This is a genomic window from Streptomyces sp. NPDC046925 (assembly GCF_040644915.1).
Lineage (GTDB): Bacteria > Actinomycetota > Actinomycetes > Streptomycetales > Streptomycetaceae > Streptomyces.
In genome coordinates this window covers 186,059-207,034 of record NZ_JBEYWZ010000010.1, presented here as the reverse complement: position 1 = coordinate 207,034, position 20,976 = coordinate 186,059, and the positions used below count along the sequence as shown (strand labels likewise).

Sequence of the window (20,976 nt, the reverse complement as noted above, 5' to 3'; positions counted from 1 at the left end):
CACCTGGCCGGTGTCCGGAAGTGGTCGGACAGTAGAGTTCGGGTGCGTCAGCCCCCGAACACCGAGGTACCGTCCGTGACCCCCGCATCCGCCGTACACCCCCTCCCGCCTGCAGCGTTCTCTCCTGCGGTGAGCGTGGTGGGGATCGGAGCCGACGGGTGGGGCGGACTGCCCGGCGCGGCGCGCACGGCTCTTGCCGAGGCACAGGTGCTCATCGGCGGGCAGCGTCAGCTGGATCTGCTGCCGGAGGAGTGCGCGGGACGGCGCGTGCCGTGGCCCTCGCCGTTGCGGCCTGCCGTGCCGGGTCTGCTCGCCGCGCACGCGGGGAGCAGGATCGCCGTTCTGGCCAGCGGGGACCCGATGTTCTACGGCATCGGCCGGGCGCTCACCGAGATCCTTGGCCCCGACGGGCTGCGCATCCTGCCCCACCCGTCGTCCGTTTCGTATGCCTGCGCCCGTGTCGGCTGGCCGCTGGAGGACACCGAGGTCGTCACCCTGGTCGGGCGGCCCGCGGCCCGCCTCGCCGCGGCCCTGCACGACGGTCGCCGGGTTCTGGTGCTCAGCGCGGACGCGACCACGCCCGCCGTGGTCGCCGAGCTGTTGCGGGAGCAGGGCTTCGGGCCCAGCCCGGTCCGCGTTCTCGAACAGCTCGGCGGCGAGAACGAGGCATGTGTCGAAGGAACCGCGGACACCTGGGCGCACCCGCCCGGCGACCCGCTGAACGTCATCGCGATCGAATGCCGACGCGACCCCGAAGCCCTGCGTCTCGGCGCCGTCCCCGGGCTGCCCGACACGGCGTACGAGCACGACGGGCAGCTCACCAAGCGCCACGTGCGCGCCGCCACCCTCGGGGTGCTCGCACCGGCCCCCGGCGAGCTCCTGTGGGACATCGGCGGCGGCTCCGGGTCCGTGGCCATCGAGTGGATGCGCACCCACCCCTCCTGCCGGGCGATCACCGTGGAGCGCGACCCGGTGCGGGCCCAGCGCATCGAGCGCAACGCCGCACACCTCGGGGTGCCCGCCCTGCGCGTGATCTCCGGCCGGGCCCCCGAGAGCCTCGGCGAACTGCCCACGCCGGATGCCGTGTTCATCGGCGGCGGGCTCACCGTGCCCGGCCTGCTCGACGCCTGCTGGGAGGCGCTGCCCGCCGGTGGCCGCCTCGTCGCCAACACGGTCACGCTGGAGTCCGAGGCGCTGCTCACCGAGCGATACCGCAGGCACGGCGGGGATCTGGTCCGCCTCGCCGTCGCGCACGCGGTGCCCGTCGGCGGCTTCACCGGCTGGCGCCAGGCGATGCCGGTCACCCAGTGGTCCGTACGCAAACCCTCGACGCCTCCCACCGCGGAACCCTCAGCAGAAGCCCCCGCAGAACCCTCAGGAGACAACCAATGACCGTGTACTTCATCGGCGCGGGGCCCGGTGCGGCCGACCTGATCACGGTGCGCGGCGCGCGCACCCTCGCCGCCTGCGGAGTGTGCCTGTACGCGGGCAGTCTGGTGCCCCTCGAACTGCTCGCCGAGTGCCCCGAGGACGCCCGTCTGGTCGACACCGCGCAGCTGGACATCGACGAGATCACCGCCGAACTCGTCACCGCCCACCAGCAGGGTCACGACGTGGCCCGCCTGCACTCGGGCGACCCGTCCGTCTTCAGCGCCGTCAACGAGCAGATGCGGCGCCTGGACGAGGCGGGCGTGCCCTACGAGGTGGTGCCGGGGGTGCCCGCGTTCGCGGCTGCCGCGGCGGCGCTCAAGCGGGAGCTGACCGTCCCGACCGTGGGCCAGACCGTCATCCTGACCCGGATCGCCCATCGCGCCACCGCGATGCCCGAGGGCGAGGACCTGGCCACGCTGGGCCGCAGCGGAGCCCTGATCGTGCTGCACCTGGCCGCCAAGTACGTGGACCGCGTGGTCGAGGAACTTCTGCCGCACTACGGAGCCGACTGCCCCACCGCCGTCGTCGCCCTGGCCTCCCGTCCGGACGAGCTCATCCTGCGCGGCACCCTCGACGAGATCGCGGCGCAGGTGAAGGCGGCGGGCGTGATCCGCACCGCCGTCATCATGGTCGGCCGCACCCTGGGCGCGGAGCAGTTCCGCGACAGCCACCTGTACTCACCGGAGCGCGACCGGCACGCCTGCTGAGATCGGGTACGGCCGATGCGGCGACGGCGAGGGTGCTACCACCCGAACTCGGAGGGCCCGACGACGCGGGCCCCGACCTGCGCCGCCAGCCGCGCGGCACGCTCGTCGTCGCCCTGCCGCGCGTGAACGAACACCGTGTGCTCCGCCGCCCACTCCTCGCAGTGGATGTCGTGGCTGTTGCACGCCACCTCCAACTCGGCGTATTTGTACTCCTCGCCGATCCCCAGCTCCGGTACCTCCGGCCACAACATGTGGCACCACAGGAGGTAGCACCTCGTGACGTCGGCCCAACTCACCAGGGCCGCACGCGCCTCGGCGACACTGGAGACACCCAGCTGCACATTCGCCGGAAACCCGGTTTGCCCCTCGCCGTACCACGCGACCCTGGCCGCGGGATTCCTGTCGGTCAACTGCCGCAGCACGTCCTCGTCCCGGGCCCACGCGTCCACGTAACAACCGTCGGGCTCGTACGAGGCCGTGACCGACAGCAATTTCTCGGCAAGGTCCAACGCCTCGGACAAGTCCGTCGTCCGCAGAACCGGCCACGCCTGTGTGTTCCCCATGCGGGCATGGTGGCAGAGCGGCGGGTGGCCGGGGCTGAATTAATTCCGGGACGCATTCCCGACGCACGCTCCGGCGCGATCCTCAGCGCACGCTGCTGCGTCCCACCACCGTGCCCGCCCGGTCGATGCAGATGACGTCCACGGCCACCGGCGCGCCCCGCAGGACCGACAGCGCCTCGTCGCGGGCCGCCACGGCCACCAGGTCGCCGAGCGGTACGCCCCGTGCCTGGCACAACTGGAGTGCTGCCAGGCCCGTGTTGGCGACTTCCACCTCGGCCGCCAGGGCTTCGTCCGCGCCGCCCCGGCGGGCGAGCGCGGCCAGGAAGGGCTTGTCGACCTGGGAGCGGGCCGAGTGCAGGTCGAGGTGTCCTGCGGCGAGCTTGGAGAGTTTGGCGAACCCGCCGCACACCGTGAGGCGGTCCACGGGGTGGCGGCGCACGTACTTGAGCACCGCGCCCGCGAAGTCCCCCATGTCCAGGAGGGCGATCTCCGGCAGGCCGTACTCGGCCACCACCGTCTTCTCGGAGGTCGATCCCGTACAGCCCGCCACGTGCGTGTGCCCCGCGGCACGTGCCACGTCCACGCCGCGGCGGATCGAGTCGATCCACGCCGAGCAGGAGTAGGGCACCACGATGCCGGTCGTGCCCAGGATCGACAGGCCGCCCAGGATGCCGAGGCGGGGGTTCCAGGTGGAGCGGGCGATCTCCTCGCCGTGGTCCACGGAGACGGTGATCTCGACGTCACCCGAGCCTCCGTGCTCCGCGGCGACCCGGGCGACGTGGTCGCGGATCATCTGGCGGGGCACGGGATTGACCGCGGGTTCGCCGACGTCGAGGGGCAGCCCGGGCAGGGTGACCGTGCCCACGCCTGGCCCCGCCTTGAAGACCACACCCGAGCCCGGCGGCAGCCGCCGGGCGGTGACCCGTACCAGCGCGCCGTGCGTCACGTCGGGGTCGTCGCCCGCGTCCTTGACCACGCCCGCGGTCGCCCGCCCCTCGGCCAGCTCCTCGACGGCCAGGGCGAAGGCCGGTGTCTGGCCCTTGGGCAGGGTGATGGTCACCGGGTCGGGGAAGTCGCCGCTGAGCAGGGCCGTGTAGGCGGCCGTGGCCGCGGCGGTCGCGCAGGCACCGGTCGTCCAGCCGGGTCGCAGACCGGTGTGCTTGAGTTGGGCGCTGCGCCCGCCTTTCGCCTCACTCATGGATGGACCCGATGCACGTTTTGGTACTGGGCGGGACGACCGAGGCCCGCCGCCTGGCCGAGAGCCTGGTGGCGGAGCTGCCCGCCGGAGCGAGAGTGACCAGCTCGCTCGCCGGACGGGTGGCAAGCCCGAAGCTGCCGCCGGGCGAGGTGCGCGTGGGCGGCTTCGGCGGAGCCGACGGGCTTGCCGCGTGGCTGCGGACACACCAGGTGAGCGCGCTCATCGATGCCACCCATCCTTTCGCCGAGACGATCAGTTTCAACGCGGCCGCTGCCGCCGCTGCCGCCCATGTTCCCCTGCTGGCGCTGCGCCGGCCCGGCTGGGTGCCGGGCGAGGGCGACACCTGGCATCCGGTCGGCTCGCTGGCCGAGGCGGCCGACGCGCTGCCCGCGCTGGGGCAGCGTGTCTTCCTCACCACGGGGCGCATGGGACTTGCCGCCTTCGCCGGCCTGGACCGGCTGTGGTTCCTGATGCGTTCGGTGGACGCCCCGGACGCGCCGCACCCCGCGCGGATGGAGGTACTGCTCGACCGCGGCCCGTTCACCCTGGAGGGGGAGCGCGAGCTGATCCGCCGCCATCGCATCGATGTCGTCGTCACGAAGGACAGCGGCGGCGCCGCCACCGCCCCCAAGCTGGCCGCGGCCCGCGAGGCAGGCATCCCGGTGGTCGTGGTGCGCAGGCCGCCGGTGCCGGAGGGCGTGAGCGTGGCCGCCACCCCGCAGGAGGCCCTGACCTGGCTGCGCGCACTCGGCGGCGGCCAGGCCTAGGCCTAGCAGCAACCGAGCCCTACTCCTGCGGGGAGCCGCCCGCCGCGTCCTCCGGGTAGCGGCGCGGCGTCCACACGATCTGCTGGCCGTCGCCCCGCTGCTCCCAGCGGGTCTGCGAGGAGCCGACGAGCAGGATCGTGCGCATGTCCACCTCGGCCGGATCGAGATCGGCGAGCCGCACGGTGCGCACGCTCTCGGCCGGGCCGCCGACATCGCGGCCCAGCACCACGGGCGTGTCCGGCGAGCGGTGTTCGAGCAGCAGATCACGCGCCTTGCCGACCTGCCAGGTCCGGCTGCGGGAGCCGGGGTTGTACAGCGCGAGCACCAGATCGGCCGAGGCCGCCGCCCGCAGCCGCTCCGCGATGACCTCCCAGGGCTTGAGCCGGTCGGAGAGCGAGATCGTGGCGTAGTCGTGGCCCAGCGGAGCGCCCGCGCGGGCGGCGGCCGCGTTGGCCGCCGTCACCCCCGGAAGCACCCGCACGGGCAGGTCCGCGTACTGCTTCTGGGAGGCCACTTCGAGGACGGCCGTCGCCATGGCGAAGACACCCGGATCGCCGCCGGAGACCACGGCCACGCGTCGCCCGCGCCGGGCCAGATCCAGGGCGAACTCGGCGCGCTCGGACTCGACCTTGTTGTCGGAGCCGTGGCGCACCTGCCCCGGACGGACCGGAACGCGCTCCAGGTAGGTGGTGTAGCCGACCACGTCGTCGGCGGCGGCGAGGACTCCGCGGGTCTCGGGCGTGAGCCACAGCGGCCCGGCGGGACCGGTACCGACCACGGCCACCTCGCCGGAGTCCGGGGCGCGCCCGGGCCGGGGTGCGTCGATCCGGCTGGGCAGGACCGCGACCGCGAAGTACGGCACGGAGCCGGCGTCGACCGCGGCAAGATCGTCGATGCGCTCGCCGGCCATCGTGGCGCGCTCGACGTAGTGGGCCTCGGGCAGGCGTCCGGAGGTCTCGAAGGCGCGGCGCACCGCGGGGAACGTACGGCCCAGCTTCATCACCACCGCCGCGTCGGTGGCGGCAAGGCGGGCGGTCAGCTCGTCCTCCGGCAGGGTGCCGGGCAGGATGGTGAGGACTTCCTCGCCCTCGGCGAGCGGGGTGCCGAGCCGGGCGGCCGCCGCGCTGACGGAGGTCACACCGGGGATCACCTCGGTGGGATAGCGATCGGCGAGCCGCTTGTGCATGTGCATGTACGAGCCGTAGAAGAGCGGGTCGCCCTCCGCGAGGACGGCGACCGTGCGTCCGGCGTCCAGGTGCACCGCGAGGCGCGCCGCGGCCTCGGTGTAGAAGTCCTCCATCGCGCCCCGGTAGCCGCCGGGGTGGTCGGTGGTCTCCGTCGTGACGGGGTAGACCAGCGCTTCCTCGATGTGGTCGGCGCGCAGGTGCTTGGCGGCGATGGACCGGGCGATGGACCGTCCGTGCCGGGCGCTGTGATAGGCGATGACGTCGGCCCCGGTGATGACTTCCACCGCCCGCAGGGTCATCAGGGACGGATCGCCGGGGCCGAGGCCCACACCGTACAGACGGCCTGTGTTGTGCTCGCTCACGTGCTCGCTCACGCTCATTCTTCCTCGCTGGCGATCGCGTTGAGTGCGGCGGCCGCGATGGCGCTGCCGCCCCGGCGGCCGCGCACGATCATGTGTTCAAGGCCGGAGGGGTGCGCGGCCAGGGCGTCCTTGGACTCCATGGCGCCGACGAAGCCGACGGGCACACCGATCACGGCGGCGGGGCGCGGGGCGCCCTCCTCGATCATTTCGAGCAGCCGGAACAGGGCGGTGGGCGCGTTGCCGACGGCTATGACCGAGCCCTCCATCCGATCGCGCCACAGCTCCAGGGCGGCGGCGCTGCGGGTGGTGCCGAGCTTGGCCGCCAGGTCGGGCACCGCCGGGTCGGACAGGGTGCACACGACGTCGTTGTCCGCGGGCAGCCGCTTGCGGGTGACGCCGCTGGCGACCATGGCCACGTCGCACAGGATGGGGGCGCCCGCGCGCAGGGCCTCGCGGGCCCTGGCCACCACGTCCGGGGTGAAAGCGAGGTCGCGTACGAGGTCGACCATGCCGCAGGCGTGGATCATGCGGACCGCGACCTGGCTGACGTCGGCGGGCAGGCCCGCCAGATCCGCCTCCGCGCGGATCGTGGCGAAGGACTGGCGGTAGATCGCCGGTCCGTCCTTCTCGTACTGATGCACAGTGCGTTCGCTCTCTTGATAGGGCATGGAACAGTCAGGTGTCGCGAGGTCGTTCATGTCGTGTCAGCGGCGGGCCGCGGCCACGGCGGCGGCGAGAGCCCCCGGGCTGCCGGGGACGGTCGCCGGGGTGTCCCGTTTCTCGCCGTGTACGTGAGAGATCTCGTACCCCTCGGGGGTGGCGACGACGTCGATCCACTCTCCGTGGGGATGGCCGCACCGGCGTGCGCATCCCGACCAGTACACGGGCAGCGCCCCCACCGGGCCGAGGGCGGCCGTCGCGGTGGCGCGTACGTCGTCCAGGGACTTGGCGCAGCCGGGCCTGCCGATGCAGGCTCCCACGCCGGTCCAGGGCGATGCGGACGCGGTGACGAGCCCGGCGGTCCGCAGGTTCTCCAGGAGTTCCGCGGCCTTCGAGCGCTCGACTCCCGGCAGGACGATCCCGCGCCAGGGCGTCAGGCGCAACTCGCCGTTGCCGTGGTCGCGTGCGGTGTCGGTCAGTGTCCGCCACTGGGTCGCGCCGACGCGTCCCAGCGGCAGGCCCAGGGAGAGCGCGTCCGTCCCGTGCGGCCCCGGCACGACGCCGAGGTCGGGACCGCCGACGTCCCGGGGGAGCGGGGCGGCGGCGAGGGCGTGGCCGAACTCGGCCTGCCGCAACCGGCGTACGACCGCGTCGAGGAGAGGGCCGGTGCCGCCGGGCAGATCCGTCACCCGCCAGGCGCCCGTGCCGGCCGCCTGGTCCAGGAAGGCCTCGGCGGCGATGAGGGCGGCCCGCGGCGCCTGCGCGGAACGTACGAGTACGGCATCCCGCGCCGGGCCGATCCGCAGCAGTGCTTCGTCGTCGCCCCGCGCCGTCAGGGTCACGTCCCCGCCGAGAGCGCCCACGTCACCGCGGCCGTCGTCGAGCGCGAACAGGAACCGGCCGGACAAATCGGCGGCCTGGTCGCTGGCGCACAGCAGTTCGTCCAGGGCGGACAGCCACGCGCGGATGTCCCGCTCTCCCCGGCCGTCGAGACCCGAGAGCGGCGAAGCCACCACATTGCGGGCACGCTCGTGGCGTTCGGAGGGCAACAGCCCCGCACCGGCGAGGACATGAGCCAGTTCGCCGCCGCAGTCCGCACCGAGGCCGCGCAGCTGGACGTTGCCGCGCGATGTGAGATGCAACTCGTCGTCTCCGAGGCGCTCCGCCAGCTCCCGCAGCACATCGGCCTGCCCCGCGTTCAGGACCCCGCTCGGAATACGGACGCGCGCCAAAGCCCCGTCGTCCGCCCGGTGCAGCCGAAGCGTCCCGGGGCAGGCGTCACCGCGGCTGCGGGCAGACTCGTCTCCCGGAACCGCAGGCGAGGGGACCGATGGGGGCATGGCGGCGAGCATACCGACCTATCGCAGCAGGTCCGCCTGCCCCCCGGTAGTTGATCGGCCCTTAGTATTTCTAGCGACGGGCCGGCCGGCCCGTCGTCGCCACAGACGGCGACAAGGGGAGGAAGCCCGGTGAGATTCCGGCGCGGTCCCGCCACTGTGAGCCCGGCCCTGGTGCCGGGTGAGTCAGGAACTCCCTTCCCCGAGCTCTCGTCCGCTCGAGCAGGGGAGACGCCATCGACACCACCCGGGGCGTGGACACCCCGAGGAAGGCACGACGCCGCATGATCCTGCTCCTGTCGACGTCCGACACCGACCTGCTCAGCGCCCGCGCCGCAAGCGGCCCGGTCGCCTACCGCTACGCGAACCCCTCCCGGCTCGCGCTCGAGGACCTTCCGCAGCTCCTGGACGGCGCCGATCTGGTCGTCGTACGTCTCCTGGGCGGCGTACGCGCCTGGCAGGACGGCCTCGACCAAGTCATCGCCACCGGGCGCCCCGTGGTCGTCCTCACCGGCGAACAGGCCCCCGACGCCCAGCTGATGGCCGCCTCGACCGTCCCCATCGGCCTTGCGGCGGAGGCCCACGCCTATCTGGCCCACGGCGGCCCGGACAACCTGGAGCAGCTGGCCCGGTTCCTCTCCGACACCGTGCTGCTCACCGGCCACGGCTTCGAACCGCCCGCCGCCGCGCCCGCCTGGGGCCCGCTGGAGCGCACCGCCCGCCAGGTCGAGGGACCGACCGTCGCGGTGCTCTACTACCGCGCCCACCACATGAGCGGCAACACCGCCTTCATCGACGCCCTGTGCGGCGCGATAGAGGACGCCGGTGCCCGCCCGATGCCGCTGTACGTCGCCTCGCTGCGTACCCCCGAGGCCGAACTCATCGAGGAACTGCGCTCCGCCGACGCGATCGTGACCACGGTCCTCGCGGCGGGCGGCACGCGGCCCGCGGAAGCCTCCGCGGGCGGCGACGACGAGTCCTGGGACGCCGGAGCCCTCAGCGGTCTCGACGTCCCCATCCTCCAGGCGCTCTGCCTCACCAGCTCGCGGACCGCCTGGGAGGACAACGACGAGGGCGTATCGCCGCTGGACGCGGCCACCCAGATCGCCGTCCCCGAGTTCGACGGCCGCCTGATCACGGTGCCGTTCTCGTTCAAGGAGATCGACGAGGACGGTCTGCCCGCGTATGTCGCGGACGAGGAGCGCGCGGCTCGGGTGGCGGGTGTCGCCGTACGGCACGCGCGCCTTCGCCACATCCCGGCCGCCGACAAGCGCATCGCGCTCGTCCTGTCCGCGTACCCGACCAAGCACTCGCGGATCGGCAACGCGGTGGGCCTGGCCACCCCCGCCAGCGCCGTCGCCCTGCTGCGCCGCCTCCAGGAAGAGGGCTACGACTTCGGCACGGAGGAGGTGCCCGGCCTCGTCTCCGGTGACGGGGACGAGCTGATCTACGCGCTGATCGAGGCGGGCGGCCACGACCAGGAGTGGCTCACCGAGGAGCAGCTGGCCCGCAACCCCGTCCGTATCCCGGCGGCCGACTACCGCCGCTGGTTCGCGACGCTCCCCGCCGAGCTGCGCGAGTCCGTGGAGGAGCACTGGGGCCCCGCGCCCGGCGAGATGTTCGTCGACCGCTCCCGCAACCCGGAGGGCGACATCGTCCTTGCCGCCCTGCGCCGCGGCAACCTGCTCATCCTCATCCAGCCGCCGCGCGGCTTCGGCGAGAACCCCATCGCGATCTACCACGACCCCGATCTGCCGCCCTCGCACCACTACTTGGCCGCCTACCGCTGGATCGCCGCCTCCGCCGACGACAACGGCTTCGGCGCCGACGCGATGATCCACCTCGGCAAGCACGGCAACCTCGAATGGCTGCCCGGCAAGAACGCGGGCCTGTCCGCAGCCTGCGGCCCCGACGCGGCCCTGGGCGACCTGCCCCTGATCTACCCGTTCCTGGTCAACGACCCGGGAGAGGGCACGCAGGCCAAGCGGCGCGTGCACGCCACCCTCGTGGACCATCTCGTACCGCCGATGGCCCGCGCCGACAGCTACGGCGACATCGCCCGCCTGGAACAACTCCTGGACGAGCACGCCCAGATCGCCGCGATGGACCCGGCGAAGCTGCCCGCGATCCGCGCCCAGATCTGGACCCTGATCCAGGCCGCCAAGCTCGACCACGACCTGGGGCTCGAAGACCGCCCCGAGGACGAGGGCTTCGACGAGTTCATCATGCATCTCGACGGCTGGCTCTGTGAGATCAAGGACGTCCAGATCCGCGACGGCCTGCACGTCCTGGGCGGCGCCCCGGCCGGCGCCGACCGCGTCAACCTGGTCCTCGCCATCCTGCGCGCCCGCCAGATCTGGGGCGGCACCGCGTCACTTCCCGGCCTGCGCGAGGCGCTTGGCCTCGACGAGTCGGCGGCCACCCGCACCGACGCCGACCGGGTCGAGGAGCAGGCGCGCGCCCTGGTCCAGGCGATGGAGGACGCCCACTGGGCGCCGGAGGCCGTCGCCACGGTCGCGGCGGGCCACCCGCAGGCGGTCGCCGACATCCTCGACTTCGCCGTGCGCGAGGTCGTACCGCGCCTGGCTTCCACGACCGACGAACTGGACCACGCCGTCCACGCCCTGGAGGGTGGCTTCGTCCCCGCGGGACCCTCGGGCTCCCCGCTGCGCGGCCTGGTCAACGTCCTGCCGACCGGCCGCAACTTCTACTCCGTCGACCCCAAGGCGGTGCCGTCGAAACTCGCCTGGGAGACCGGCCAGGCCCTGGCCGACTCGCTCCTGGAGCGCTACCGCACCGACAACGGCGCCTGGCCGACCTCGGTGGGCCTGTCCCTGTGGGGTACGAGTGCCATGCGCACCGCCGGTGACGACATCGCCGAGGCCCTTGCGCTGCTCGGCATCCGCCCGGTCTGGGACGACGCCTCGCGGCGCGTCACGGGCCTGGAGGCGATCCCCGCGGAGGAGCTGGGCCGCCCGCGCATCGACGTCACCCTGCGCATCAGCGGCTTCTTCCGCGACGCCTTCCCGCACACCATCGGTCTCCTGGACGACGCGGTGCGCCTCGCCGCCTCGCTGGAGGAGCCCGACGAGGCGAACTACGTGCGCGCCCACGCGCAGGCCGACCTGGCGGCCCACGGCGACGAACGCCGCGCCACCACCCGCATCTTCGGCTCCCGTCCGGGCACGTACGGCGCGGGCCTGCTCCAGCTCATCGACTCCCGCGACTGGCGCACCGACGCCGATCTCGCCGAGGTCTACACGGTGTGGGGCGGCTATGCCTACGGCCGTGAGCTGGACGGGCGTCCGGCGCGCGAGGAGATGGAGAGCGCGTACAAGCGCATCGAGGTCGCGGCGAAGAACACCGACACCCGCGAGCACGACATCGCCGACTCGGACGACTACTTCCAGTACCACGGCGGCATGGTGGCCACCGTCCGCGCGCTCAAGGGCAGCGCCCCAGAGGCGTACATCGGTGACTCCACCCGTCCCGAGACGGTCCGCACGCGCACCCTGGTCGAGGAGACGTCCCGCGTCTTCCGCGCGCGCGTGGTCAACCCGAAGTGGATCGAGGCGATGCGCCGCCACGGCTACAAGGGCGCCTTCGAGCTCGCCGCCACGGTCGACTACCTCTTCGGCTACGACGCGACGACGGGCGTGGTCGCCGACTGGATGTACGACAAGCTCACCGAGACGTACGTCCTGGACCCGACCAACCGTGAATTCCTCAAGGAGGCCAACCCCTGGGCGCTGCACGGCATCGCCGAGCGGCTCCTGGAGGCCGAGTCCCGCGGCATGTGGGCCAAGCCCGACCCCGCGGTCCTCGAGGCCCTGCGCCAGGCGTACCTGGAGACGGAGGGCGAGCTTGAGGGCGAGGACTGAGCACCGGCTTCCCGCCACGTGAAAGGGAGGGGCCCCGACCTGGAATCGCTTCCGGGCGGGGCCCCTCCCTTGTTCACGTGTGGGGGCCGTCGCCGGTGGGCTTACTCCGGGGGCGTGGCCCGGATCGCGGAGATGTCGAACTGCAGCCGTACCTTCTCGCTGACCATGGCGCCGCCCGTCTCCAGGCGCTGGTTGTAGACCAGGCCCCAGTCGGTGCGGTCGATGGTGGTGGTGCCGTCGAAGCCGGCCCGCTCGAAGCCGAAGGGGTCGACGACCGAGCCGAGGTAGTCCAGCTGCAATTCGACGGGCCGGGTGACGCCGCGGATGGTCAGTTCCCCGGCCATGCGGAAGGTCTCGCCGCCCTCATGGACCGTGGAGGTGCTGCGGAACGTCATCTCCGGGTGGCGGCGCGCGTCGAAGAAGTCGGCGCCTATGAGGTGGGTGTCGCGCTGTTCCACGCCGGTGTCGACACTGGCGATCCGGATGACGATCTCGGCCCGCGATTCGGAGGGCCGGGCTCCGTCGAAGTACAGCGTGCTGTCGTAGTCCGCGAAGGCACCTCGCACCGTCGTGACCATCGCGTGCCGCACGGAGAAGCCGATGCGGCTGTGCGGGCGGTCGATGGTCCACTGCCCGGTCAGCGCACGCAGCGCCGGGTCGAGCGCGGCATCAGAGGGCGCGGGGATAGGCGAACCGGGGCCGACGGACGGCGTCGGCTCGAGGGTCGCGGTCTGGCGACGGCTGAAGATACCCATGATTCGTCGTCTCCTTGAAATTGATCACTCCGTGTTATCACGCTGTCCGCAGACACTGCTCAGCAAGATGGGAGGTCTCGTCCAAGTTCCATGCCACTGACTGCAAAGATGCACAGGATCAGCACGGATGTGGAGGTACGACTGGGTGGCCGGTCGTCACGGCTAGTCATGACGCGCGGGTCTGTGTGCCGCTGGCGCCCTCGCCGAACAGGCGCATACTTGAATTAATTCTGAGGGTCGGAGGGCAAAATGATCGCACTCGGAATCATCCTGCTCATCATCGGCCTCGTGGCCGGTATCTCCATCCTGTGGTCCATCGGCGTCGCCCTCGTCATCATCGGCGCGGCCCTGTGGATTCTGGGTTCCGTCGGTCACGCGGTGGGCGGGCGAAAGCATTATTGGTAAGGGCTGCGGTGTGCCGTTCCCGCTGTATCCACCGTTCCGTGAATTGCGCCCGCAACGTTCTGTTCGGCATGACCTGAGTGCCCCTCGCGCTACCGCCTCCGCATGCGGACCGCCTCGCCGGGTACCAGGCTGAGCCCTAGACCTGCTGAACGGAACGGAGTCGGTGCATGGCCGGCGAGGGCGGAGGGCAGCGGACGCGAGCCGCGACCCCTGAGTGGCTGGACCGTGTCCGGCAATGGTGGCTGCGGGCCCGCGGGACCCCGGGCTACGAACGTCACACCCTGCTCCTTGTCCTCAAGAGCACGCTGGCCGCGACGCTGGCCTGGATCGTCTCCTACTACCTGCTCGACGCGCCGTCCCCGGCGTTCGCCCCGTTCTCCGCGGTGCTGATCATGCAGGTGACGGTGTACCAGTCCCTGCTGCAGTCGCTGCGCTACCTGGGGGCGGTCGCGGCCGGGGTGGCCATGGTCGCGGTCCTGGGGTTCCTGGGCGGCCCCGACCTGCTGACGTTCGTACTGGTCGCCCTCGCCGGCCTGGCCATCGGCCGCTGGCCCGCACTCGGCGCCCAGGGGCCGCAGGTCGCCACCGCCGCGTTCTTCGCCTTCTCCACCTATGCCGCCGCGACTTCGGCGGCCGACAAGGTCACCCAGCTCGGACAGATCATCCTGCTGGTCCTGATCGGCTGCGTCATCGGCGTCGTCGTCAACATCACGGTGGCCCCGCCCATGCGCTACCGCAGCGCCGAGTACGGCATCCGCTCCCTGTCCACCGCCCTGGGCGACCTGGTGAGCGACATGTTCCCGGTGCTGCGGGACGGCGAGCTGGACGAGGAGCGCCTGCGGCAGTGGCGCCGGCGGGCCGAGGCAACCGGAGGCCTGATCACCCAGGCCAAGGAGGGCTTTCGCACCGCGGAGGAAAGCCTCTACTTCAACCCCCGCCGACTGCTGCGCAGGCATCGCGGCCGCCGCTCCTTCGAGGGGTACGGCGCGGTCCTCGCCGCCCTGGAGCGCTCGCTGTACCAGGTGGCGTCCCTGACGCGCAGCCTGCACGAATGGCACGAAGAGGAGGGCGGCCGGTACAACGACCAGGCTTTCCTCCTGGTGTACGCCGACTTCCTCGAGTCCCTCGCGAAGATCGCCCGCGTGCTCGGCGACCTGGACGAGGACTCCCTCGCCGAGCAGGCCCGGCAGATGTGCCAACTGGCCGACGAGGCCCAGGACTGCCGCCGGAACGTGGCCGACGGAGCGAACAGGGCCGGCCTTCCGCTTGCCGATCCGGCTCGCCCCTACGGAGTTCTCGTCGTCGAATCCACCCGCCTCATGGAGGAATTCCAGCATGCCTGCGACGTGCTCCAGCGCTACATCGACCGAGACAAGTGATCAGCTATTGCCTTGACAACCGCACAGCCTGCCGTCGGTCGTTATTCCTCGTACGAGTGGGAACCCCTCACACGGCAACCCGACCCGACCCCCTCCCGGCTCTCCCCGGCCGCTTACGAACGGAGCTCCTCATGCGCGCGCTGTCCTTGGTCTGCACTCTCAATTCCTCGCCCACCGCCTCCAGCAGCCAGGCCCTGTCCGATCAGGTCATGGCCGAGTTCGACAAGCTGGGCGTCGGGATCGAGACGGTCCGGGTGGCCGATCACGACGTCCATTCCGGTGTCGCCGCCGACCTGGGCAACGGTGACGCCTGGCCGGCCCTGCGCGAGAAGGTACTGGCGGCCGACATCCTGCTGATCGCCACACCGATCTGGCTGGGGCATCCGTCCAGCGTCTGCCAGCGCGTCCTGGAGCGACTGAACGCGGACATGTCCGAGACCGGCGACGACGGCCGGCCCCTGATGTACGGCAAGGTCGCGGCGGTGGCCGTGGTGGGCAATGAGGACGGCGCGCACAAGGTGAGCGCGGACGTCTTCCAGGGCCTCAACGACATCGGCTTCACGCTGGCCGCCAACGCGGTCACCTACTGGGTCGGCGAGGCCAAGCACGGCACCGACTATCAGGACCTCGACGAGACACCCGACTCGGTCTCCTCCGCCACGCACGCCCTCGCTGTCAACGCCCACCACCTCGCCGAGCTGCTCGGCCGAACGCCCTACCCGGCGCCCTGACGTCCCCTCACCGGCCTGCTTCCCGCACGGGAAACAGGCGGCCGAACAGGGGATGACCACAAGGACAGGGGCGGCAGATGGAAGTGACAGCCGGAGACGTCGGGTATGCCTGCGTGGGGATAGGCGCTCTGCTCGCCGCGATCCTGCCCAGACTGGTGGCGCGGCAGCCCATGTCGATGCCGATGGTCTTCCTGGCCGTGGGCTTCCTCGTCTATCTGCTGCCGGCCGGGCTGCCCGACCTGGACCCCTACCAGCACAGGGCGTGGCTGGAACACCTCACCGAGGTGATCGTGATCGTGGCCCTGATGGGGGCTGGCCTGGCCATCAACCGGCCGTTCGGCCGCAGGTCCTGGTCCACCGCATGGCGCCTGCTGGGCATCACGATGCCGCTGACCGTCGTGCTCACCGCGCTCGTCGCCCGGGGTCTCGTCGGCTGGCCGCCGGCCGTCGCCCTGCTCATGGGCGCCGTGCTCGCACCGACCGACCCCGTGCTCGCCGCCGAGGTGCGGGTCGGCGAGCCGACCGAGGGCGAGCACGACGAGGACGAGGTGCGCTTCGCCCTGACCGGTGAGGCGGGCATGAACGACGGCCTCGCCTTTCCGCTGGTCCTGGCAGCCCTCGCGATGTACGCCGCTGCCGGGACGGGCTGGTCCGGCGAGTGGGTGGGCCACTGGCTGTGGAGCGACGTGGCGCTGCGCGTCACGGTCGGCGTGGCCGTCGGCCTGCTGATCGGGCGGCTGCTCGGCTGGATGTTCTTCCGGGCGAACTGGAAGGCGCTGCGGCTGTCCGAGCACAGGGAAGGGTTCGTCGCGCTCGCGGCGACCTTCCTCTCGTACGGCATCACGGAAGTGCTGCACGGCTACGGATTCCTCGCCGTGTTCACGACGGCCTGCGCGATCAGGTCCGCCGAACGCGCCCACGGCTACCAGGTGGTGATGCACACCTTCATGGAGCAGGTGGAGCGGCTGCTGACGGCCGGTGTGCTCTTCCTGATCGGGGGTTTCATCGCCTGCGGCGGTCTGTCCGCCCTCACCTGGGGCAGCGCGGTGACAGCCGTCCTGCTGCTGCTCGTGATCCGTCCGCTCACGGGCTGGATGGGCCAGCTGCGGGGGAGTACGACGCGCAAGGAGCGCGCGGTGACTTCCTTCTTCGGCATCCGGGGAATCGGGTCCGTCTTCTACCTGGCGTATGCGCTGGGACAGGCGGACCTTCGTGCGTTCGAGGAGGAGCTGTGGGCGGTGGTGACGTTCACGGTCCTCCTCTCGGTGATGGTGCACGGGGCGGCGGCCTCGCCCGTGCTCAGGCGCCTGGACAGATCCGCGTCCCGCTGACGGATCAGTGCCGTAGACCGGTGGGCCCCCGGCGTGGGACGGTCCGCCGTGTGCTCCCGGTCAGGCGTCGACGCCCGCACCCTGCCAGGGGCTCGGCCCGGTGCCGTCGGACCACGCGGCCAACTCCTCGCCGTTCACGCACACGATGCCGCACCGGTTCGCGTACTCCAGGGCGGGAGCGGTGAAGTCGCTCGTCGTCACGATCGCCGCGACGTCGGCCTCGTGGACGGAGTAACACGTCCCTCCGAAGCGTTGCAGGTCCTGCGAGCCGACCTTGTTGCCGGCGTCGAAGAGCTTGCACTGGATGACGATGCGCAGCCCGTCGGAGGTGACCGCCACGACGTCGGCGCCCAAGTCGCCCGCGCCGCCCACCACTTCCACCTCCGGGGCGTCACGGGCGCAGAGCCCGGCTATCGCGTGCTCGAAGTCGTCGGCGTCCTGTGAGTGGTCCTGCGTCCCGGTGCCAAGGCTGTCGGAGGCCCGCTCGGCCGCTTCCTCAAGGGCTCGTGCGGCGCGGCGCGCGTATCTCGCGGCGGAGAAGCGGCGCCATCGGGACCGGCACAGCACCGCGACGGCGACGCCCATCACGACGAGGTAGGCGGACCACAGCGGGCGGCGCTCCAGGATGCTCGCCGCGGTGCGGACCAGGAGCACCAGGCCGCACAGAATGAGGGCGAGCAGCGCGAAGAACAGGGCGGTCGTACGCAGATTGAAGCGCCGTTCACGGCCTTTGGGGCGAACCGGGGGCGAGGGCACGGTCATGGGGCTTCCTCACGGAGGTCGACGAAGATCACTTGTCTCCGTGTGCCCAAGATCAACGCACTCAAGATCTCCGGAAGGCGCCGACGGGAGCCGGGCGCGGGCAGGCCCGGGTGCCGGTGACGACCCGCGTGAACTCAGGTGCCGGTGACGACCCGCATGAATTCAGGTGCCGGTGACGACCCGCATGAAGACGACCGGTTCGGCCGCCTCGTTGAGGTAGGCGTAACTCTGGTCGCTGGGGATGACGGCACTCTGCCCAGCACTCAGCACCCGGCGTTCCGCCTCCAGGGCCAGGGTGAGGCGCCCGGCGAGGACGTGGTGGATCTCCTGTGCGCCGGGGCGGTCGGGCTCGGCGGCGTAGCGTCCCGCGGGCGCCAGGGTCCAGCGCCACAGCTCGGCCCGCGGATCCAGGGTGGCGCCGAGCAGGAGGGCGTGACTGCCGTCCGGGGCCTGCCATACGAGGGTTCCCTCGACCTCCGACCGCGCCGCGTCGTCCCGGGGCAGGGCCAGGGCGGCGAAGTCGGTGTCGAGGGCGCGGGCGACGCGGTCGACGGTGGCAAGGCTCGGGTTGGCCCGGCCGAGCTCGATGTCGGTGAGCATCCTCCGGCTGACTCCGGAGGCGTCGGCGAGCTGCTGCACGCCCCATCCGCGCAGCTTGCGCAGGGCGCGGATGCGCCCGCCGACGCGGGTGACGAACTCCTGGGCGGTCCTGCTGTCCGCGGCGACCTCGCTGCTCATGATGAGAACTATAGTGCTCAAATTTTTTGCCGTCTGGAGGGGTGAGCAATATATTGCCCACTCGGTGCCGACGCGCACCGGAACGAGACGACGAAGGGGCAGCCCCAGTGAAGATCCGAGAGTTCGCGGTCGAGCAGTGGATGAACGAGTACGAGGAGACCTGCCGCTACAACCTCGCCGAGACCTGCGTCCGCTCACTGACCACCGGCGAGCTCCTCGATCTGTCAGGGCGGCGCGAACAGGTGCTCGCCGAGCTCGAGGCCACCCCGCTCACCTACGGCCCCATCCCCGGCAGCCCTCGTCTGCGCCGCCTGGTCGCCGGCCTCTACGCGGACCAGCACCCGGACAACGTCCTGATCACCCACGGGGCGATCGGCGCGAACGCCCTGGTGCACGCCACCCTGGTGGAGCCGGGCGACCACGTCGTGGCCGTGGTGCCCACCTATCAGCAGCACTACTCCATCCCCGACAGCTACGGCGCCCGCGTCGAGCACCTGCCGCTGCGCGAGGAACACGGGTGGCTGCCCGACCTGGACGAACTCGACCGCTTGGTCACCCCGGACACCAAACTGATCGCCGTCAACAACCCCAACAACCCCACCGGCGCCCTCATCGACGAGGCGGGCCTGGCCCGCATAGCGAAGATCGCCGACCGGGCCGGCGCATGGGTGCTGTGCGACGAGGTCTATCGCGGCGTCGACCAGGACGGCGACGGGTTCACCGCGTCCATCGCCGACCTGTACGAACGCGGCATCTCCACCGGCAGCATGTCCAAGCCCTACTCCCTGGCCGGACTGCGCCTGGGCTGGATCGTCGGCCCGGCCGGGCTCCTGAGGGACATCGCCACCCACCGCGATTACACCACCATCAGCGTCGGACGCCTCGACGACCTGCTGGCCTGCGTCGCCCTGGAAAACAAGGACGCGATCCTGGCCCGCTCCCACCGCATCACGCGGACCAATCTCGCGATCCTCGACGCGTGGGTGGCGGGCCGCCGTGACGTCACCTACGTCCGGCCGGCCTCGGGCACCACCGCGCTCCTGCGCTACCGCGCCCCGATCGGCTCCTACGAGTTCTGCACCCGCCTCCTCCAGGAGACCGGCGTCATGTTCACCCCCGGAGCCGCCTTCGGCATCGAGCACACCGTGCGCATCGGCTTCGCCGACGACACCCCGACCCTGCGCACCGGCCTGCGCCTGACCGGCCAGTTCCTCGATCAATTCGATCAATTCGAGCAACCGGCCGGCCGGGCGTGAACCTCAGACCATTTCGGGCTGCGGTTCCGGCTGCGGTGTGGGCGTGGCCTTCGGCTCCCACAGCTTGGTGGTCCGCATATAGCCGTAGACCACCGAGGCCATCGCCAGCACGAGAAGCGGCCCGAACAGCGCGGGGTGCTTGGCCATGTGCATCGGGATATAGCGATAGGACACCAGGAGCAGCGCGAAGACCGTGGTGCCATAGGCGACCAGCTGGATTCCCGCCCGGTTCCAGCCGCGGGCGAGCGAGCGCAGCGCCGCGTCGATCGTGAACGCGAAGACGACACCGGCGATGATGTCCACGCCGTAGTGGTAGCCGAATCCCAGCGTCGCGCCGAGCGTGGCCACCAGCCAGAAAACGCCCGCGTAGCGCAGCAGCCTCGGGCCCTTACGGGAATGAATGAAGATCGTGGTGGCCCACGCCGTATGCAGACTCGGCATGCAGTTGCGCGGAGTGATCTCGTCGAAGGGTATCGAGTGCGGGGTGGCGAGCGGCGGTGTCGTGTGCGGCCACAGGTCGGCCAGGGCCCATTGCTGGCCGCCGGTTCCGAAGGCGCCGTCGCCGTAGGTGAATATCGGTCCGACCACCGGGAAGATCATGTAAATGGCCGGCCCGAGCAGGCCGATGACCAGGAAGGTGCGCACCAGGTGGTGGGCGGGGAAGCGCCGCTCGGTCGCCACGTTGCGCAGCTGGTAGAGCGCGACGATGACCGCGGCCACCGCGAGCTGGATGTAGACGTAGTCGAGAACGTGGGCGCCGACCGAGCCGGTCGCCGACACCATGCGACCCACCAGCCACGACGGGTTGCCCAGTGCGTGGTCGGCCGTTGCCACGTACTGGTCCAGGACCGTGGGGCGGGTCTTCGACGTGATGAGCAGCCAGGTGTCACCGGTCTTGCGGCCCGCGACCAGGAGCAGGCTCAGCCCGACGCCCTTGAGCAGCAGGATCCGCTCCTGGCCGGTGCGGCGCGTGACGGCGATGACCGCACAGGCCAGGATGACCCACAACGCGCCGTTGCCGAACATCATCTTGGCGTCGACGGCCCAGCGCACCAGGAAGAAGACAATGTCGATGCCTACCGCGACACCCATCGCGATGAACCGCTGCCGCCAGGTGAGCACCACCATCATCAACGCCATGCCGGCGTAGAGGAGCGGTCCCGACTTCGGCGCGAAGATCACTTCTCGCGCCTGGTTGGCGATCGGCCCCGCCACGCCGTAGTGCCGCGCGGCGATCTCCAGTGCGACGAGGAATCCGAGCGCCACCACACTCGCCGCGGTCCACAGCAGCGCCCGTGGCTGACGCCAGGCGATCAACATTGTTCTAAAGTTTTTTCGCGAAAACACCTGAGATGCTACAGATATCAATGGTTTGGCCGATTTGTTAGGTGTCGATTATTTAGCTCACTCTTCGTGCTAGATGGCATGGTTTTCTGCTGAAAGGCGGCTATCACGGCACTCGTTGTGAGTTCGATCATGTTAGCTGAGCGGTGTGAGTGGGTTTGGCGGATCCCTGAATGTCAATG

General features: G+C 71.2%; 18 protein-coding genes and 1 riboswitch. Of the genes, 9 read left to right on the top strand and 9 right to left on the bottom strand.

The window, feature by feature from the left end; translation table 11 throughout:
- Window positions 1-75 precede the first annotated feature (75 nt).
- Together cbiE and cobM are read left to right on the top strand one after the other, a co-directional pair.
- Complete coding sequence (cbiE, locus tag ABZ906_RS32965; RefSeq protein WP_361389248.1) at window positions 76-1,392, top strand: precorrin-6y C5,15-methyltransferase (decarboxylating) subunit CbiE; 1,317 nt, start codon at window positions 76-78, stop codon at window positions 1,390-1,392.
- Entirely contained in the window at window positions 1,389-2,138 is a 750-nt protein-coding gene (gene cobM, locus ABZ906_RS32960) for a precorrin-4 C(11)-methyltransferase (RefSeq protein ID WP_361389245.1), read from the top strand. Before cbiE ends, cobM begins: the two co-directional genes overlap by 4 nt.
- A gap of 35 nt (window positions 2,139-2,173) precedes the next feature.
- Here cobM and ABZ906_RS32955 read toward each other — a convergent pair whose 3' ends face one another.
- Together ABZ906_RS32955 and ABZ906_RS32950 are read right to left on the bottom strand one after the other, a co-directional pair.
- Window positions 2,174-2,701 (bottom strand): hypothetical protein, encoded by a 528-nt coding sequence (locus tag ABZ906_RS32955; RefSeq protein ID WP_361389242.1) that lies wholly within the window; start codon window positions 2,699-2,701, stop codon window positions 2,174-2,176.
- Window positions 2,702-2,783: 82 nt separating this feature from the next.
- Window positions 2,784-3,899, bottom strand: a complete 1,116-nt coding sequence (locus ABZ906_RS32950) for a cobalt-precorrin-5B (C(1))-methyltransferase (protein ID WP_361389239.1) — start codon at window positions 3,897-3,899, stop codon at window positions 2,784-2,786.
- A gap of 11 nt (window positions 3,900-3,910) precedes the next feature.
- Between ABZ906_RS32950 and ABZ906_RS32945 the strand changes: the two genes are divergently transcribed.
- Window positions 3,911-4,666 (top strand): cobalt-precorrin-6A reductase, encoded by a 756-nt coding sequence (locus tag ABZ906_RS32945; protein ID WP_361183924.1) that lies wholly within the window; start codon window positions 3,911-3,913, stop codon window positions 4,664-4,666.
- A gap of 19 nt (window positions 4,667-4,685) precedes the next feature.
- Here the strand turns inward: ABZ906_RS32945 and ABZ906_RS32940 are convergent, their stop codons facing one another.
- The 3 genes from ABZ906_RS32940 to ABZ906_RS32930 form a co-directional block, all read right to left on the bottom strand.
- Window positions 4,686-6,233, bottom strand: coding sequence for a precorrin-2 C(20)-methyltransferase (locus tag ABZ906_RS32940; RefSeq protein WP_361389236.1), 1,548 nt, complete (start codon window positions 6,231-6,233; stop codon window positions 4,686-4,688).
- Complete coding sequence (locus ABZ906_RS32935) at window positions 6,230-6,856, bottom strand: precorrin-8X methylmutase (protein ID WP_361389233.1); 627 nt, start codon at window positions 6,854-6,856, stop codon at window positions 6,230-6,232. Before ABZ906_RS32935 ends, ABZ906_RS32940 begins: the two co-directional genes overlap by 4 nt.
- Before the next feature lie 63 nt (window positions 6,857-6,919).
- On the bottom strand, window positions 6,920-8,227 hold the full coding sequence (locus ABZ906_RS32930) for a precorrin-3B synthase (protein ID WP_361389230.1): 1,308 nt from the start codon (window positions 8,225-8,227) through the stop codon (window positions 6,920-6,922).
- A 48-nt stretch (window positions 8,228-8,275) separates the two neighbouring features.
- Window positions 8,276-8,428: riboswitch (cobalamin riboswitch) on the top strand.
- A 68-nt stretch (window positions 8,429-8,496) separates the two neighbouring features.
- On the opposite strand from ABZ906_RS32930, the gene cobN reads away from it, so the two are divergent.
- Complete coding sequence (gene cobN, locus ABZ906_RS32925; RefSeq protein ID WP_361389519.1) at window positions 8,497-12,093, top strand: cobaltochelatase subunit CobN; 3,597 nt, start codon at window positions 8,497-8,499, stop codon at window positions 12,091-12,093.
- 101 nt (window positions 12,094-12,194) lie between these two features.
- On the opposite strand, the gene ABZ906_RS32920 is transcribed toward cobN, so the two are convergent.
- A complete protein-coding gene (locus ABZ906_RS32920; RefSeq protein WP_361183915.1) occupies window positions 12,195-12,848 on the bottom strand; it encodes a YceI family protein in 654 nt (217 codons plus the stop codon).
- 249 nt (window positions 12,849-13,097) lie between these two features.
- Here ABZ906_RS32920 and ABZ906_RS32915 point away from each other — a divergent pair, with 249 nt between their 5' ends.
- The 4 genes from ABZ906_RS32915 to ABZ906_RS32900 all read left to right on the top strand — a co-directional run bounded on the left by ABZ906_RS32915 (window position 13,098) and on the right by ABZ906_RS32900 (window position 16,694).
- The gene (locus ABZ906_RS32915) at window positions 13,098-13,253 is read left to right on the top strand and encodes a DUF6131 family protein (protein WP_361183912.1); all 156 of its coding nucleotides are present in this window, start codon (window positions 13,098-13,100) and stop codon (window positions 13,251-13,253) included.
- Window positions 13,254-13,420: 167 nt separating this feature from the next.
- Entirely contained in the window at window positions 13,421-14,632 is a 1,212-nt protein-coding gene (locus ABZ906_RS32910; protein ID WP_361183909.1) for an aromatic acid exporter family protein, read from the top strand.
- Window positions 14,633-14,763: 131 nt separating this feature from the next.
- Window positions 14,764-15,363, top strand: a complete 600-nt coding sequence (locus ABZ906_RS32905; protein ID WP_361389227.1) for an NAD(P)H-dependent oxidoreductase — start codon at window positions 14,764-14,766, stop codon at window positions 15,361-15,363.
- Window positions 15,364-15,440: 77 nt separating this feature from the next.
- Window positions 15,441-16,694, top strand: coding sequence for a cation:proton antiporter (locus ABZ906_RS32900; protein ID WP_361183904.1), 1,254 nt, complete (start codon window positions 15,441-15,443; stop codon window positions 16,692-16,694).
- A gap of 60 nt (window positions 16,695-16,754) precedes the next feature.
- On the opposite strand, the gene ABZ906_RS32895 is transcribed toward ABZ906_RS32900, so the two are convergent.
- A complete protein-coding gene (locus tag ABZ906_RS32895; protein WP_361389224.1) occupies window positions 16,755-17,456 on the bottom strand; it encodes a restriction endonuclease in 702 nt (233 codons plus the stop codon).
- A 162-nt stretch (window positions 17,457-17,618) separates the two neighbouring features.
- The gene (locus ABZ906_RS32890; protein ID WP_361389221.1) at window positions 17,619-18,194 is read right to left on the bottom strand and encodes an XRE family transcriptional regulator; all 576 of its coding nucleotides are present in this window, start codon (window positions 18,192-18,194) and stop codon (window positions 17,619-17,621) included.
- A gap of 107 nt (window positions 18,195-18,301) precedes the next feature.
- Between ABZ906_RS32890 and ABZ906_RS32885 the strand changes: the two genes are divergently transcribed.
- Complete coding sequence (locus ABZ906_RS32885; protein ID WP_361389218.1) at window positions 18,302-19,450, top strand: aminotransferase; 1,149 nt, start codon at window positions 18,302-18,304, stop codon at window positions 19,448-19,450.
- 3 nt (window positions 19,451-19,453) lie between these two features.
- On the opposite strand, the gene ABZ906_RS32880 is transcribed toward ABZ906_RS32885, so the two are convergent.
- Entirely contained in the window at window positions 19,454-20,770 is a 1,317-nt protein-coding gene (locus ABZ906_RS32880) for a phosphatase PAP2 family protein (protein ID WP_361389215.1), read from the bottom strand.
- Between the last annotated feature and the right edge of the window lie 206 nt (window positions 20,771-20,976).